The 1,072-nt window shown below is 42.6% G+C and carries 2 protein-coding genes; one reads left to right on the top strand and one right to left on the bottom strand.

What is annotated here, in order from left to right; genetic code table 11:
* Positions 1-662 (top strand): hemerythrin domain-containing protein (locus tag AC1DPZ_RS27795; protein ID WP_477409625.1); only part of this gene is annotated, 662 nt, incomplete at its 5' end.
* Between the two features lie 55 nt (positions 663-717).
* Here AC1DPZ_RS27795 and AC1DPZ_RS27800 read toward each other — a convergent pair.
* Positions 718-1,008 carry a hypothetical protein gene (locus AC1DPZ_RS27800; protein WP_477409627.1) on the bottom strand — a complete coding sequence of 97 codons (291 nt, stop codon included), beginning with the start codon at positions 1,006-1,008 and terminating at the stop codon, positions 718-720.
* Positions 1,009-1,072: the final 64 nt, after the last annotated feature.

Here is a 1,072-nt window from a genome sequence, read left to right on the forward strand (position 1 = left end):
GGCTGAAACTGGCTCTAATTGGCAGCATAGGCGCATTAGGTTTCTTGCCCGGTTGTAAAGAAAAGATGGAAGAAGATGGGCAGAAAGTGTCGCCGCCGGAAGACCTCATGCAGGAGCATGGCCTGCTGAACAGGGTATTGCTTATTTATGATACCTGCAAGATACATTTGATTGATAAGGAAAATTTTCCGAAGGAAGCCTTATTAAATGCCGCTGGCATCATCAGGACCTTTGTGGAAGATTACCATGAAAAACAGGAAGAAAACTATTTGTTCCTCAGGTTTGAAAAGGCCCATCAATTAACTGATCTGGTGCTGGTGCTAAGGCAGCAGCATAAAGCAGGCAGGGTGCTAACCGATCAGATCTCCCATCTGGCTAAATCAATTTCTGTAACGAATACAGAAAACCAACAATTAGTTAAGGCGCTCACAGACTTTAATCAGATGTATCGTCCCCACGAAGCAAGGGAAGACACTATACTTTTTCCAGCCTTTAGAAAAATGGTGTCCGGACATGAATATGACGCCTTGGGGGAGGAATTTGAAAACAATGAACACAAGCTTTTTGGAAAAGACGGTTTTGAAACGATGGTTGAAAAAGTTGCGACTATTGAAAGATCATTGGGGATATATGACCTGGCGCAATTCACGCCAAAAGTATAAATGTGAAACCCTGACAATAAACCATCTTAACGGCGGCAAAAATAAAAAAGCTGAACTATTGATCCCTTTGTAAGTCGATCAGACAATGCTGTATAATGATCCGCTCGTTGTTAAAAGAACGGAGCCTCTCTTTTAACAAGGTCAGGTTTTCTATACTTTCTTTAAGAAAGCCTTTCACATCTTCCGGCTCCTTCACCGGTACGGCTGTTTGCACGAGAGGTTTCAGTTCATAGGAATGATAAAGAATTAGTCCGTAAACTTCCACATGATGAGTTAGCGCTGCGACATACAGGGCTGCGTTAGCAGCGGTGTCTGAAAAGTCGGTAAGCACAAAGATCGTTTTCATAACAAATTTCTTCAAGCGTTTCCGGCTGTTGCTGGTTTCGTGGATCTTTAACTAACAGCACAAT

This window comes from Mucilaginibacter sp. P4_G9 (genome assembly GCF_056400985.1).